Genomic DNA, 13,672 nt, shown 5'->3' on the forward strand with positions numbered 1-13,672 from the left:
GGAGGTTGGCTTAGAAGCAGCCATCCTTTAAAGATAGCGTAACAGCTCACTGGTCTAATCAAGAGGTCTTGCGGCGAAGATGTAACGGGGCTCAAGCCACGAGCCGAAGCTTTGGATGCACATTTATGTGCGTGGTAGCGGAGCGTTCTGTGATATAGAACGCTGCCTCTTTAGCCCTTCGGGGTTACGGAGGCATTGTTCTGACTGTGAAGCCGGGCTGTAAGGCATCCGGTGGAGTGATCAGAAGCGAGAATGTTGACATGAGTAGCGACAAACAGGGTGAGAGACCCTGTCGCCGAAAGTCCAAGGGTTCCTGCTTAAAGCTAATCTGAGCAGGGTAAGCCGGCCCCTAAGGCGAGGCCGAAAGGCGTAGTCGATGGGAACCAGGTTAATATTCCTGGGCCAGGAGATGGTGACGGATCGCAGAGCTAGTTCTTCCTTATCGGATTGGAAGGGCTGGTGAGCGGTTCCTGGAAATAGCCCTCCACAAGACCGTACCCTAAACCGACACAGGTGGACTGGTAGAGAATACCAAGGCGCTTGAGAGAACCACATTTAAGGAACTCGGCAAAATACCTCCGTAAGTTCGCGAGAAGGAGGCCCCGTTGGTAGGCAACTATCGGCGGGGGGCACAAACCAGGGGGTGGCGACTGTTTACTAAAAACACAGGGCTCTGCGAAGCCGTAAGGCGACGTATAGGGTCTGACGCCTGCCCGGTGCCGGAAGGTTAAAAGGAGATGTGCAAGCATTGAATTGAAGCCCCGGTAAACGGCGGCCGTAACTATAACGGTCCTAAGGTAGCGAAATTCCTTGTCGGGTAAGTTCCGACCTGCACGAATGGCGTAACGACTTCCCCGCTGTCTCAAATGTGGACTCAGCGAAATTGAATTGTCTGTGAAGATGCAGACTTCCCGCGGTTAGACGGAAAGACCCCATGCACCTTTACTATAGCTTCGCACTGGCATCAGGATTGTGATGTGCAGGATAGGTGGTAGGCATCGAAGCAGTGACGCCAGTCGCTGTGGAGCCATCCTTGAGATACCACCCTTCGCACTCTTGATGTCTAACCGCGGCCCGTTATCCGGGTCCGGGACCCTGCGTGGTGGGTAGTTTGACTGGGGCGGTCGCCTCCCAAAGAGTAACGGAGGCGCGCGAAGGTTGGCTCAGAGCGGTCGGAAATCGCTCGTTGAGTGCAATGGCAGAAGCCAGCCTGACTGCAAGACTGACAAGTCGAGCAGAGACGAAAGTCGGCCATAGTGATCCGGTGGTCCCGAGTGGAAGGGCCATCGCTCAACGGATAAAAGGTACGCTGGGGATAACAGGCTGATGATGCCCAAGAGTCCATATCGACGGCATCGTTTGGCACCTCGATGTCGGCTCATCTCATCCTGGGGCTGGAGCAGGTCCCAAGGGTATGGCTGTTCGCCATTTAAAGAGGTACGTGAGCTGGGTTTAGAACGTCGTGAGACAGTTCGGTCCCTATCTGCCGTGGGTGTAGGATACTTGAGAGGAGTTGCCCCTAGTACGAGAGGACCGGGGTGAACGTTCCACTGGTGGACCAGTTGTCGTGCCAACGGCAGTGCTGGGTAGCTATGAACGGACAGGATAAACGCTGAAGGCATCTAAGCGTGAAGCCCCCCTCAAAACAAGGTATCCCTTGAGAGCCGTGGAAGACCACCACGTCGATAGGCCGGAGATGTAAGTGCAGCAATGCATTCAGTTGACCGGTACTAATGGCTCGATTGGCTTGATTTGATCCGGAAGAAGACAGATCAATCTGTCACGCTTCCAAAAGCATCCTTGGACAACCGAAACCCTGCAAAGGGTAACGCCGATCCGTTTCTTTCCCGGTCTGGTGGCCAAAGCACGAGCAAAACACCCGATCCCATCCCGAACTCGGCCGTTAAGTGCCGTCGCGCCAATGGTACTGCGTCTCAAGACGTGGGAGAGTAGGTCACCGCCAGACCTGGAAAGAAACGGTTCTCTCAAAACGATGAAAAAACGCCGAAAACCAGGCAAAACGGCGCGGGGTAGAGCAGCCCGGTAGCTCGTCAGGCTCATAACCTGAAGGTCGCAGGTTCAAATCCTGCCCCCGCAACCAAACTTTACTGCAAGATAACAAACACATAGGCCGCCCTCTGGCGGCTTTTGCGTGTCGCGTCGTGTTGCAAGCGCGTCCCGACCGCTCCCCAAAGATTCCAAAGGCTTACAGCCGTTCCGATTTCTTCCGTGCAACACGGATGCGACAAGGGATGGGGTGGATGTTCGCGGGATGTTCTTATGGGCGAAGAGGTGCTGCTCGCGGCCGCACCCCGGTCATTGCGACCATTGCTTCCTCGAAGGCAGCCTGAGCCCCAGCCCCCTGACGCATCCAGTATTCGTGCTTATCATCTTTGACGACATGCGTGAAACCGTACTGGGTCATTGTGGCTGGATCTCCGTGATCGCGAATGAAAACATTCGAGAAGTACCAATGCGATACCTGGCGGTTCAGACCGCCTACTTTCGCGCCGCTGAAGGACACCATCAGCTGCATCCGGCGCGCCTTCCGGCTTGCATCGACAACACCAAGCTGATTGACTGGGCGCATCCCATGGGATCGGCCGCCGATCGCAAACCTGGCGGAAGGGAAGAATCCGCGACCAAGGGAAGAGCACCAGATGGAAGGCCATTACCGCGGGTCGCCTAGGCCCACGAGAGGGATGACATGAAAGACGACAACGCGGTCAACAAGCCTCGCCTCGGGACACAAAGCAAGGCGATCACCTTCGTGCTCAATCCGCAGAAAGAAAAGGCGATACCGCATACCGTTGTTGTCCTGGGTGTCGAGCGCGGTGGAACCTCGATGGTCTCGGGGGTCATTCGCGCCCTGGGTGTCTGCATGGGCAAGAGCGCGGGGCTCAATCACGAGGATCCGAGCTTCCTGACCAATGACCCGGCCGAGCTGCGGAGCTATATTGCCCAACGCAACGAGGAAAACGCGCTTTGGGGGTTCAAGATGCCCAAGGCGACAATGAAGCTGGACTTCTTCGAGAAGGAGCTTCGCAATCCGATCTATGTCGTGGTCTACCGAAACACGCTCTCGATTCTCGACAGTTGGATGCAGCGCGGCGCCGGCCAGATTGCCGGCGTTCTTGACCGCATCCATACGTATCAAGAAGCGCTCAATACCTTCTATGCCAAGACAAAGTCACCTGTTCTGCTCGTGAATTACGACCGCGTGGTACAGAATGCCGAGGCGAGTGGTCTGCTGGCCGAGCAACTGGCCGATTTCATGGGGCTCGAGATCGATGCGGCGACCCGAGCCCGCGCGATCTCGATGGTGACCGGCGAAGGAGGGGGCTATGTGAACCTGCCGGAATATTTCTTTCTCTGTGCAAAGGGGAAGGATGGACCAAGGCAGGAAGAGATCGCCCTGCGCGAAATCGGCGAAGGTTTCAGGGACCTGAATGGTTGGATCAGCAATACGGACCTGACGCCGAAGCTCGTGATGCGGATGGCGGACGGCTCGAACGTTCCGAAGCGCCTGCGCTTAAGGGTTCAATACGAGGCGGGCGACGGTCTGACCCGCGAAGATGAACCGCTCAGAATGTTCTTCCGATTCACCGACAATTACATAGATGCCCATTCCGACCGGCCCAAGCTTCGAAACGGCTTGAATGTCCTTGATATCGAGACGAGCGGGACGGCACGGGAAATCGCGTTCGGACCCAGCATGACGGCGAGATTGCCCTGCAAGTTCAAGCTCTCCGTCGAGGCCGAGGTGCTTTCGCAAGATATCGTCGTGCGTCCGACCCTGCAGACGCAAAGCCAGAATGTCGTCATGATCCAGCCGCTGACAGCCAAGGTCAGAAAGGGATTGAAGCGCTTTTTCCGGCACTGATGCATGTGCCGGAAAAAGAAGTTACCTTGTTGAGCCCCGCCCAAGAAGCAGGGCTCTGCCTTTTCAGGGCTTGTGCGCTTCGAAAAGCGAGACGGCCTCTTCGTAAAGCATTTCGTCGAAGCGGTTCAACGCCCTGAGAAGCCGGTATTCCTCGTCCGTCACTTCGGGCGAGTATTTGCCTCGATTGACCGAGGGGAGCGTCTGGCCGATGCCGGGAACGATGGTTCTCAGCCGTTGCAGCGATTCATCCATCTGTTCGAAAAGGCCGATATAGCTGAACTGCCAGCGCAGGTTCTGCCGGGCGCGTTCATAGGTATTGTATCCCACATCGCCAAAGCGCGCCTGCGCGGCCACACCCGAAATGGTCCGGGTCAGGAAGTTGTCGAATTCCCAGTGACGCGCATGGCGAAGGTAAGAGGCCATCGTGTCAAAGCTGCGAAGCGTGGTCCCGACCTTGCTGTTGTCGTTGTTTTTCAGGTGATGGTAATGCGAAATCGTCCGGGCCATCGGATCGCGCAGGAAACAGGCGTAATTCGGCGCGGCATCGGCGCGCTCATGCGCCCCATAGACGAAGTGGCCGAACATGATCCGGGGCAGGCGATCATAATCGAAATGACGGCGGAATTGCGGCTCATCCGGATAGTGGAAGGAAATGTCGTCCCCCGCTCGGGCGGCGGTCTTGAGTAGCTCCTTGAGAGAGCCGCCGGCAGTTTTGGTGATGTGCATGAAAAATAACGTCAATTCCGTCTCCGTCCGAAGCTTGGCCCGAGCACATGGTTGTCGCGCATGAGACCGCAAACAATGTGAATACAGCCTGCTCTTATGTCGCGAATGCAGGTGCAGCACCAGTGGCATCCAGGATAATCCGAGCCGAGGTCGGATCATTGGCGCAAATCGGCCACCTTTGAGGCGAAGTCCAGCGCGTGAAGAAACCGGACAGGAGCACCGCGGCTTCGGTCCTTGTCACCTTTCGTGACGAGGCCAGTTCGTGATCGGGCCGCGCCATTCTTCGTAGGCGCGCGAAAGACGCATGACGCCCAGATCGTCGTGGCGGTGGCCCACGATCTGCAGGCCGATCGGAATTCCCGTGGAACTCATGCCGCAATGGATCGAGGCAGCGGGTTGTTCGCCCATGTTCCAGGGAACGGTAAAGGCAATATGCTCGAAGGGGCGGGTCGGGTCATTCGTCGGAGACGCCCAATCGGCGGCGAAACTGCGCTTTGGGTTGACAGGTGAAAGAATGAAGTCGATCCGCTGCAATGCGCCGTTGGTGGCGCGTTTCATCGCGTAGATCTGTTCGTAGCCATCGGCGACTTCGATTGGCGACAGCATCGCCGCCGAGGCGGCCCATTGCCGGATATAGGGGAGGATCCGGTCCTGTGCCTGAGCCGGCAATTTCTGCATGAGGCCCCAGAAGCGTGCGCGCCACGCCCGGTCGAGACCGTCGAGCATCGGGCGCGTCAGCACCGGCCCGATCGGGATGATGGTGGCTCCATTTTCCTCGAATGTCATTGCCGCCTTGGCAACGGCCTCTCTGACATCGGGATCGACCGGCAGGCCGCATCCGGCATCCATCATCAGCCCGATCTTCAGCCCTTGAACATTGGTGGGGCCGACATCCCAATCGAGCCTCTCGTATGCGAGCGCGGTGGCATCGCGCCAGTCGGGTCGCGTGATGGAGTGCATGATCAGCGCGGCATCATCCACCGTCGGGGTCATCGGGCCGGCAACGCGGCCGGTATAGTAAGGGTCGATCGGAACCCGGCCGAAGCTGGGCTTCAGGCCGAAGAGCCCGGTCCAACCTGCCGGAAGACGCACCGATCCGCCGATGTCGGTTCCAACGTGCAGCGGGCCGTAGCCGGCTGCACCTGCAGCGGCTGCTCCGGCGGACGATCCTCCGGGGTTCTGGCTAAGATCCCAGGGATTTCGGCTCAACTCGTGAAATGAAGACAGCCCCGAACTCAGCATCCCGAAATCGGGACAGGTCGTCTTGGCGAAGATGATGGCCCCGTCCTCGCGCAACCTCGCGACCGTCGGGGCGTCCTCGCGGGCCGGATCGAGCGGCAATGCGGCGGTGCCGGTGGGGACGGGGTCGCCTTTGGTGGCAATCAGTTCCTTCACCGTGACGGGCATCCCGTCAAGCGGTCCAAGGGGGGCACCTCGCAGGTAGCGCGCTTCCGATGCGCGGGCCATTTCCAGTGCCATTTCGGGGCGGAAAAGCCATAAGGCCTGCACCCAGGGTTCCGAAGCCTCGACCCGCGCGATCAGCGCCTGCATGTAATCGACGGGTGACAATTCCTTCGTCGTGAATGCGGAAACGACCTGACGCGCGGTCAGGTCCAGAATGTTGTGCATGAAATTACCCAATGTTCGCCCGATGATTGAAATCTCTGGCGCAGGCCAGGGGAAGTCGGCAAGTTGTGCGCGCAGTGCCACGATTTGCGGAGCACAAGAAGTTTCATGGACTTGCTGAGCATTGCGACCTTCAACGAACTTGTCCGGGCAGGCTCGATCCGTCAGGCGGCCGAGACGCTGAATACTTCCCCCACCTCGGTGTCTCGTCAACTCGACAAGCTTGAACACGCCTTTGGCGCTGTCTTGGTCGAACGTGGCCCGAGGGGCATTCGTCTGACCTCGGCGGGCGAAGTTCTGGCCGAACGCGCCCAGAAGATCTCTCGTGAATTGCTGGTGGCCCGCCGGCTGATCGACGACCTGCGCGGCCTCAAGCGCGGAACCGTCTCGCTGCATGTGCCGGGTGTGGCCGCGAGTTCGATGCTGGCACCGGCATTGGCCGAGTTTTCTCGCCTTCATCCTCATATCCAGATCGAGGTGACAGTGACCTCGGCCACTGCTGCGCTGGAAGCTGCCGCGACCGGAGCGTCTGAGATTGCCGTGACCATGTTCACACCCCCGGACCCCAGGATCGAGGTTCTGCTTCGCCTGCCGATGCGGCATGAACCGGTCATGGCGCCGCAGCATCCGTTGGCAGCCCTGACCGAAGTGACGCTGGAACAACTTCTGCAGCATCCGGTCGCAATTCCCGATCGGACATATGGCGTGCGCCGTGCTTTCGATGCGCGGCTTCAGGCCGCGGGCCTCGAGCCGCCCCATTTCGCCTTCGTGTCCGCATCATTGGAATTGCAGAAGGAACTCGCCTGCCGCGGATCCGCCGTGATGATCCTGCCCCGCCAGACCGTCGCGCGTGAGATCGAGGGCGGCTTTCTTACCCTGCGGCGCTTCTGCGCCCGTGATCGGATCGAGACCCATCTCGAACTGTGCCGCCCGCTCGCCCACCACCAGAGTGCCGCAGCCAGCCTGCTTACGGATTTCCTCGTCGACCACCTGCGTCGATCCTTCGTCGCCTGATCGCCCAGAGGGCGTCAGGGTTGACAGACTCGCTTCCGTGTGTGAGCATTTGCCCATCGCATTGGCAAATGCCGATCCGAATGGGAGGAGGATCAGAATGACCAATATGCTGCGCGGCCTGATGGGGGCCTGTGCCCTGACGGCGATTGCCGTCCCCGCAACCGCCGAGACCTTGACCATCGCCACCGTGAACAACGGTGACATGATCCGCATGCAAAAGATGACCAAGCCCTTCACGGATGCGAATCCCGACATCCAGCTGGAATGGGTCACGCTTGAGGAAAACGTCCTGCGCCAGCGCGTGACGACCGATATCGCCACCAAGGGCGGGCAGTATGACATCGTTACCGTCGGCAATTACGAAGTTCCGATCTGGGCCAAGCAGGGCTGGCTGATGCCGCTCGAGGATATGGGAGAGGATTACGACGCCGCCGACATCCTGCCGCCAATCGCCGAGGGGCTGTCACTGGACGGCAAGCTTTACGCCGCGCCCTTCTATGGCGAATCCGCGATGATCATGTACCGCACCGATCTGATGGAGAAGGCGGGGCTGACCATGCCCGAGCGCCCGACCTGGGATTTCGTGTTCGACGCTGCGCGCAAGATGACCGACAAATCCGCCGAGATCTACGGCATCTGCCTGCGCGGCAAGGCGGGCTGGGGCGAAAACATGGCCTTCATCACCTCGATGGCGGCGAGCTATGGCGCGCCGTGGTTCGACATGGACTGGAAGCCGCAGTTCGACAGCGAAGCATGGAACAAGGCGCTGACCGACTACGTCACGATCATGAATGAGGCCGGACCTCCGGGCGCGTCCTCTAACGGCTTCAATGAAAACCTCGCGCTGTTCCAGACCGGCAAATGCGGCATGTGGATGGATGCCACGGTGGCGGCAAGCTTCGTGTCGAACCCCAAGGAATCGACCGTCGCGGACAAGGTCGGCTATGCCTTGGCGCCGGAAGGCGAAAAGCCCGCCATGTGGCTCTGGGCTTGGACCCTTGCCATTCCGGCCTCGACCGATGCGCCGGACGCCGCGAAGAAGTTCGTGGCCTGGGCGACCTCGAAAGCCTATACCGAGCAGGTCGCTGCGGAAGAAGGCTGGGCGAACGTCCCGCCCGGCACGCGCACATCGCTTTACGAAAATCAGGAATACCTGGATGCGGCGCCCTTCGCGAAGCTGACCTATGACAGCATCATGTCGGCCGATCTGAAGAACCCGACCACGGTCGAGGTGCCCTATATCGGCACGCAATGGATCGGCATCCCCGAGTTCCAGGCTCTTGGCACCTCTGTGGGACAGCAATTCTCGGCAGCACTTGCAGGCCAGTCCAGCGTCGAACAGGCGCTGCAGATGGCCCAGCAGATCGCCGAGCGTGAAATGGCCAAGGCCGGCTATCCGAAATAGCCTCCTCGGCTAGGCAGGGGGCGGCGGCTCCGCCCCCTGCACATTCCTCCATTCCCCGCGACAGGGAGGCGCGGCCATGGCGACCAGACATCAGAAATCCCTTGCGCGCTTCATGGTCGCGCCCTCGGTCCTGCTGCTTTTGGGCTGGATGATCGTTCCCCTGGCGATGACGCTGTGGTTCAGCTTTCAAAGCTACAACCTGCTTTCGCCCGGCATGGAGCAATTCATCGGCTGGACCAACTACAAGTATTTCCTGTCCGATCCGGCCTTCTGGACCGCGATGCAGAATACGCTGCTGATCGTCGGAGGCGTTCTGTTGATCACTGTCGCGGGCGGAGTCGTGCTGGCCCTGCTGCTGGATCAGCCGATCATGGGGCAGGGGATCGTGCGCATCCTGATGATAGCGCCCTTCTTCATCATGCCGACCGTCTCCGCGCTGGTGTGGAAGAACATGTTCATGAACCCGGTGAATGGGCTCTTTGCCTGGATGGCCAAGGCGGTGGGCGCGCAGCCCATCGACTTTCTCGCGCAATATCCGCTGATGTCGATCATCCTGATCGTCGCCTGGCAGTGGCTGCCCTTTGCGACGCTGATCCTGCTGACCGCTTTGCAATCCCTGGACAGCGAACAGATGGAAGCGGCCGAGATGGACGGCGCGGGGGCATGGGCCAAGTTCACCCATCTGGTCCTGCCGCATCTGTCGCGGGCGATCACGGTCGTCATCCTGATCGAGACGATCTTCCTGCTGTCGGTCTTTGCCGAGATCCTTGTGACCACCAATGGCGGGCCGGGCTATCAGTCGACGAACCTGACCTATCTCGTCTTCTCGCAGGCGCTGCTGCAATTCGACGTGGGCGGCGCATCCGCAGGCGGCATCATCGCCGTCATCCTTGCCAATATCGTCGCGATCTTCCTGATGCGGATGATCGGCAAGACGCTGGAGTAACGCCATGGCACGCCGTGTATCCGACAGACGCCGCTGGTTTTTCACCGTCCTTGCATGGCTGGTGGCGCTGCTGATCTTCTTTCCGATCCTGTGGACGATCCTGACCAGCTTCAAATCCGAGGCGGACGCCATCGCAAGCCCGCCGAAGTTCCTGTTCTTCGACTGGACGACCGAGAACTTTGCCGAGGTTCAGGCGCGCTCGTCCTATCTGCGGCATTTCATGAATTCGGTCATCATCTCGATCGGCTCGACCCTGCTCGGCCTGCTGATCGCGATCCCTTCGGCCTGGTCGATGGCCTTTCAGCCCGGCAAACGCACCAAGGACCTTTTGATGTGGATGCTGTCGACCAAGATGATGCCGGCGGCGGGCGTTCTGATCCCGATGTACCTGATTTTCCGCAGCTGGGGCCTGCTGGATACGCGGCTCGGGATCACCATCGTCCTGATGCTGATCAACCTGCCGATCATCATCTGGATGCTCTACACCTATTTCCGCGAGATCCCCTCCGAGATCCTCGAGGCGGCGCGGATGGACGGCGCGAGCCTCAGAAACGAAATCGTGCATGTCCTGACGCCGATGGCCGTTCCAGGGATCGCGTCGACAATGCTCTTGAACGTGATCCTGGCCTGGAACGAGGCCTTCTGGACGCTGAACCTGACGACCTCGAAGGCGGCGCCACTGACCACCTTCATCGCCAGCTATTCCAGCCCAGAGGGGCTCTTTTACGCGAAACTTTCGGCGGCGAGCACCATGGCCATCGCCCCGATCCTGATCCTGGGCTGGTTCAGCCAGAAGCAGCTCGTGCGCGGCCTGACGTTCGGCGCAGTGAAGTAAAGGGGAGAATGATGGGAAGCATCACGCTGCAAAAGGTCCGCAAGGCATTCGGAGACATCGAGGTCATTCCCGGCGTCGACCTGCAGATCAACGATGGCGAATTCGTCGTCTTTGTCGGCCCCTCGGGCTGTGGCAAGTCGACCCTGTTGCGGCTGATCGCCGGACTCGAGGACGTAAGCTCGGGCCAAGTCCTGATCGACGGCGAGGATATGACCCAAGCGCCGCCCGCCAGGCGCAAGCTGGCCATGGTGTTCCAATCCTATGCGCTTTATCCGCATATGTCGGTCAGGAAGAACATCGCCTTTCCGCTGAAGATGGCGGGCATGGCCGCCGATGAACAGGCGCGGCGGGTGGAACACGCGGCGGGCATCCTGAACCTGACGGATTACCTGGATCGTCGCCCCGGTCAGCTATCGGGCGGGCAGCGCCAGCGCGTGGCGATCGGACGCGCCATCGTGCGTGAACCCGTGGCGTTTCTTTTCGACGAGCCGCTTTCGAACCTTGATGCCGCGCTGCGGGTGAACATGCGCGTCGAGATATCCGAGCTGCACAAGAAGCTTGCGACGACCATGGTTTACGTCACCCACGATCAGGTCGAGGCGATGACCATGGCCGACAAGATCGTGGTCCTGCGGGCAGGGCGGGTGGAACAGGTCGGATCGCCGCTTGAGCTTTACCGCCAACCCGCCAACCGTTTTGTCGCGGGTTTCATCGGCAGCCCGAACATGAACTTCCTTGAAGGAGATGTCGCGGCGCAACTGGGAGCGCATGCGATCGGCGTTCGTCCCGAACATTTCACCATGTCCACGACCGAGGGGCTTTTGCCCGGTACCGTGGGCGTGGCGGAACATCTTGGCTCGGATACCTTCCTGCATGTCGATCTCGACAGTGGCACGCATGTTGTCGCGCGCGCCGAGGGGGAATTTCCCGTCCACGACGGCGACAGGATCTGGCTGACCCCGCAAGACGGTCGGATCTACCGCTTCGATGAGCAGGGGCTTGCGATATGAGGCTGGCGGGCAAGACGGCCGTCATCACCGGCGCGGCTCGCGGGATCGGGCGCGCCTTTGCCGAGGCCTATATCCGCGAGGGTGTGGCGGTGGCGATCGCCGATATCAACGATGTGGCCGTCCGGCAGACCGCGGCCGAAATCGGCGCGCATCCCGTGGTGATGGACGTGACCCGGCAGGACAGCATTGACGCAGGCCTGGCCGATGCCGTCTCGGCGCTGGGGGGCATCGACATCCTGATCAACAATGCCGCGCTGTTCGATCTCGCGCCGATCACCGAGATCACCCGCCACAGTTATGACACGCTTTTTGCGATCAACGTGGGTGGGACGCTTTTTACCATGCAGGCCGTGGCGCGGCACATGATCGCGACAGGCAGGCGGGGCAAGATCATCAACATGGCCAGCCAGGCCGGGCGGCGGGGCGAGCCGTTGGTTGGTGTGTATTGCGCGACCAAGGCCGCGGTCATCAGCCTGACCCAGTCCGCCGGGCTGAACCTGATCGCGCATGGCATCAACGTGAACGCCATCGCGCCCGGCGTCGTCGATGGCGAGCATTGGGACGGGGTGGACGCCAAGTTCGCGGAACATGAGGGCAAGGCGCGCGGGCAGAAGAAATCCGAAGTCGCGGCCGCTGTGCCCTTCGGGCGCATGGGAACGGCCGAGGATCTGACCGGCATGGCAATTTTCCTCGCCACGCCCGAAGCCGATTACATCGTCGCCCAGACCTATAATGTCGATGGCGGGAACTGGATGAGCTGACATGACCAAGCTGAACCAAGCCAATTTAGCCCAACTGCCGGTTGCCACACCGCAATATGACCGCGCATCGCTGGCCGGGGGGATCATCCATTTCGGTCTGGGCAATTTTCACCGCGCGCATCAGGCCGTCTATCTCGACCGGCTGATGAACCTGGGCAAGGGTCGTGATTTCGCGATCATCGGCGCTGGTGTCATGCCAAGCGACGCGGCGATGCGCAATGCGCTTGCCGAACAGGACTGGCTTTACACCGTCGTCGAGCAATCTGCCGAGGCGTCGCGGGCGCGCGTGATCGGGCCGATGATCGACTACCTGCCGCCCGCCGATAGCGCGGCGATCGTGGCGAAGCTGGCCGATCCCGCCATTCGCATCGCCAGCCTGACCATTACCGAGGGGGGCTATTTCATCGACGCGACCACCGGGCATTTTGACCCGACGCATCCGGCAATCGTCGATGATGGCCGCGATCCCCAAAACCCCAGGACCGTGTTCGGCATGCTGGTTGCCGGGCTGAAGGCGCGGCGTGCGGCGGGCATCCCGTCCTTTACCGTCATGTGCTGCGACAATATTCCCCATAACGGCAAGGTCACCCGCGAGGCCGTCGTCGAAACCGCGCGGCTGTCCGACCCCGACCTTGCCGATTGGATTGCGGCCAACGTGGCCTTTCCCAACGCCATGGTCGACCGCATCACCCCGGCAACAAGCGACCGCGAGCGGAGGATGATCCGCGAGGATTTTGGGGTCGAGGATGACAATCCCGTCTTCGCCGAAGACTTCATCCAATGGGTACTCGAGGACAATTTCCCCTCGGGACGGCCGCCCCTCGAGGATGCAGGCGTCGAGTTCGTCGCGGACGTGACGCCTTGGGAGTTGATGAAGATCCGCATCCTGAACGGTGGGCATGCGGTCATTGCCTATCCCTCGGGTCTGATGGATATCCATTTCGTCCATGAAGGAATGGAGAGCCCACTTGTTCGGGCTTTTCTCGACAAGATCGAGACCGATGAAATCATCCCCATCGTGCCCCCGGTTCCCGGCACCGACCTGCACGGTTATTACCGAAAGGTGGCCGAGCGCTGCGCCAATCCCAAGATCGGCGACACCATACGGCGGCTGTGCCTTGACGGATCGAACCGCCAGCCCAAGTTCATCATTCCGACGATAAACGATCGGCTGGCCCGGAACCTTCCGGTCGATGGCTTGGCGCTGGAATCCGCGCTCTGGTGCCGCTATTGCGCAGGCATGACCGATAGCGGCGCGACGATCGAACCGAATGACCCGAACTGGGATCGACTGACCGAAAAGGCCGCGGCGGCCAAGGCGAATCCGTCGGCATGGCTCGGCATGTCCGAGATCTACGGCGCGACCGGACAGGACCCGCGTTTTGCCGCCCCCTTCGCACGCTGGCTGGCCATGCTCTGGCGCGAAGGGACCGAAGCGACGCTGAAAGCCTATCTGAAGGGCTGAG

At 60.3% G+C, this 13,672-nt stretch carries 10 protein-coding genes, 1 tRNA gene and 2 rRNA genes (1 of these 13 cut by a window edge); 11 read left to right on the forward strand and 2 right to left on the reverse strand.

All coding sequences use genetic code 11. The annotated features are described in order from the left end of the window. The 4 genes from RGQ15_RS09060 to RGQ15_RS09075 all read left to right on the forward strand — a co-directional run. Nucleotides 1–1,755: ribosomal RNA gene (locus tag RGQ15_RS09060) — 23S ribosomal RNA — on the forward strand (it extends 1,076 nt beyond the left edge of the window). Between the two features lie 96 nt (nt 1,756–1,851). Next, nucleotides 1,852–1,966: ribosomal RNA gene (gene rrf / locus RGQ15_RS09065) — 5S ribosomal RNA — on the forward strand. 58 nt (nt 1,967–2,024) lie between these two features. Continuing rightward, a tRNA-Met gene (locus RGQ15_RS09070) sits at nt 2,025–2,101 on the forward strand. Between the two features lie 606 nt (nt 2,102–2,707). Beyond that, a complete protein-coding gene (locus RGQ15_RS09075) occupies nt 2,708–3,883 on the forward strand; it encodes a hypothetical protein (protein WP_311159884.1) in 1,176 nt (391 codons plus the stop codon). 63 nt (nt 3,884–3,946) lie between these two features. Here the strand turns inward: RGQ15_RS09075 and RGQ15_RS09080 are convergent, their stop codons facing one another. Both RGQ15_RS09080 and RGQ15_RS09085 read right to left on the reverse strand, forming a co-directional pair. Beyond that, nucleotides 3,947–4,768, reverse strand: a complete 822-nt coding sequence (locus RGQ15_RS09080; RefSeq protein ID WP_311159885.1) for a sulfotransferase family 2 domain-containing protein — start codon at nt 4,766–4,768, stop codon at nt 3,947–3,949. A 78-nt stretch (nt 4,769–4,846) separates the two neighbouring features. Further along, nucleotides 4,847–6,238: an amidase gene (locus RGQ15_RS09085; RefSeq protein WP_311159886.1), complete on the reverse strand. Its 1,392-nt coding sequence runs from the start codon at nt 6,236–6,238 to the stop codon at nt 4,847–4,849. Nucleotides 6,239–6,343: 105 nt separating this feature from the next. Here RGQ15_RS09085 and RGQ15_RS09090 point away from each other — a divergent pair, with 105 nt between their 5' ends. From RGQ15_RS09090 to RGQ15_RS09120, 7 genes are all read left to right on the forward strand, one after another. Further along, nucleotides 6,344–7,249, forward strand: coding sequence for a LysR family transcriptional regulator (locus RGQ15_RS09090; RefSeq protein WP_311159887.1), 906 nt, complete (start codon nt 6,344–6,346; stop codon nt 7,247–7,249). A gap of 97 nt (nt 7,250–7,346) precedes the next feature. Then, nucleotides 7,347–8,654, forward strand: coding sequence for an ABC transporter substrate-binding protein (locus tag RGQ15_RS09095; RefSeq protein WP_311159889.1), 1,308 nt, complete (start codon nt 7,347–7,349; stop codon nt 8,652–8,654). A gap of 76 nt (nt 8,655–8,730) precedes the next feature. Continuing rightward, entirely contained in the window at nt 8,731–9,600 is an 870-nt protein-coding gene (locus tag RGQ15_RS09100; protein WP_311159890.1) for a carbohydrate ABC transporter permease, read from the forward strand. 4 nt (nt 9,601–9,604) lie between these two features. After that, nucleotides 9,605–10,435 (forward strand): carbohydrate ABC transporter permease, encoded by an 831-nt coding sequence (locus RGQ15_RS09105; RefSeq protein WP_311159891.1) that lies wholly within the window; start codon nt 9,605–9,607, stop codon nt 10,433–10,435. An 11-nt stretch (nt 10,436–10,446) separates the two neighbouring features. Further along, the gene (locus RGQ15_RS09110; RefSeq protein WP_311159892.1) at nt 10,447–11,445 is read left to right on the forward strand and encodes an ABC transporter ATP-binding protein; all 999 of its coding nucleotides are present in this window, start codon (nt 10,447–10,449) and stop codon (nt 11,443–11,445) included. Next, nucleotides 11,442–12,206, forward strand: a complete 765-nt coding sequence (locus RGQ15_RS09115; protein ID WP_311159893.1) for an L-iditol 2-dehydrogenase — start codon at nt 11,442–11,444, stop codon at nt 12,204–12,206. The genes RGQ15_RS09110 and RGQ15_RS09115 overlap by 4 nt, the downstream gene beginning before the upstream one ends. Before the next feature lies 1 nt (nt 12,207). Continuing rightward, nucleotides 12,208–13,671: a mannitol dehydrogenase family protein gene (locus RGQ15_RS09120; RefSeq protein WP_311159894.1), complete on the forward strand. Its 1,464-nt coding sequence runs from the start codon at nt 12,208–12,210 to the stop codon at nt 13,669–13,671. The last annotated feature ends 1 nt before the right edge of the window (nt 13,672 follow it).

Source organism: Paracoccus sp. MBLB3053, from assembly GCF_031822435.1.
Taxonomy (GTDB): Bacteria; Pseudomonadota; Alphaproteobacteria; order Rhodobacterales; family Rhodobacteraceae; genus Paracoccus; species Paracoccus aurantius.

What these genes read in the sequence shown, in the direction of transcription:
- RGQ15_RS09105 (WP_311159891.1), top strand. Translation starts at nt 9,605, where the DNA reads ATGGCACGCCGTGTATCCGACAGACGCCGCTGGTTTTTCACCGTCCTT.
- RGQ15_RS09110 (WP_311159892.1), top strand. Translation starts at nt 10,447, where the DNA reads ATGGGAAGCATCACGCTGCAAAAGGTCCGCAAGGCATTCGGAGACATC.
- RGQ15_RS09095 (WP_311159889.1), top strand. Translation starts at nt 7,347, where the DNA reads ATGACCAATATGCTGCGCGGCCTGATGGGGGCCTGTGCCCTGACGGCG.
- RGQ15_RS09090 (WP_311159887.1), top strand. Translation starts at nt 6,344, where the DNA reads ATGGACTTGCTGAGCATTGCGACCTTCAACGAACTTGTCCGGGCAGGC.
- RGQ15_RS09100 (WP_311159890.1), top strand. Translation starts at nt 8,731, where the DNA reads ATGGCGACCAGACATCAGAAATCCCTTGCGCGCTTCATGGTCGCGCCC.
- RGQ15_RS09085 (WP_311159886.1), bottom strand. Translation starts at nt 6,238, where the DNA reads ATGCACAACATTCTGGACCTGACCGCGCGTCAGGTCGTTTCCGCATTC.
- RGQ15_RS09115 (WP_311159893.1), top strand. Translation starts at nt 11,442, where the DNA reads ATGAGGCTGGCGGGCAAGACGGCCGTCATCACCGGCGCGGCTCGCGGG.
- RGQ15_RS09120 (WP_311159894.1), top strand. Translation starts at nt 12,208, where the DNA reads ATGACCAAGCTGAACCAAGCCAATTTAGCCCAACTGCCGGTTGCCACA.
- RGQ15_RS09075 (WP_311159884.1), top strand. Translation starts at nt 2,708, where the DNA reads ATGAAAGACGACAACGCGGTCAACAAGCCTCGCCTCGGGACACAAAGC.
- RGQ15_RS09080 (WP_311159885.1), bottom strand. Translation starts at nt 4,768, where the DNA reads ATGATCCGACCTCGGCTCGGATTATCCTGGATGCCACTGGTGCTGCAC.